The 338-nt window shown below is 47.0% G+C and carries 1 protein-coding gene; it reads right to left on the reverse strand.

The features are described from left to right. Positions 1 to 87: 87 nt before the first annotated feature. Positions 88 to 338, reverse strand: a 251-nt coding sequence (locus tag SB773_RS30630) for a histidinol dehydrogenase (protein ID WP_410593989.1), incomplete at its 5' end; no start/stop codon positions are given.

Below are 338 nucleotides of genomic sequence, written 5' to 3' on the forward strand. Positions count from 1 at the left end.
AAAGGAAAGCGCAATTTGCGTCTCATTCGTGTTTCGCTCAATTTGTGCTACTCGCTTCTGCGTATCGATCATTTTCTCGTTCCACTCCTACTCTTCGCTATCTAAGTCCCGCAGGCGCTCTGCAATCGCTCGTCCGTGCGCAGCCAAGCCCTCTTGCTCTGCCAGCGTAATGATTTTATGACCATTTTCGCGCAAATCGCTTTTGCTATAAGAAACCACACTCGATTTTTTAATAAAGTCATCTACCGATAGAGGAGATGAAAAGCACGCCGTTCCATTCGTCGGAATCACATGATTTGACCCTGCAAAATAATCTCCTACCGGCTCCGAGCTGTATG

The organism is Bacillus sp. SIMBA_074 (assembly GCF_046534555.1).
Taxonomy (GTDB): Bacteria; Bacillota; Bacilli; order Bacillales; family Bacillaceae_G; genus Bacillus_A; species Bacillus_A mycoides.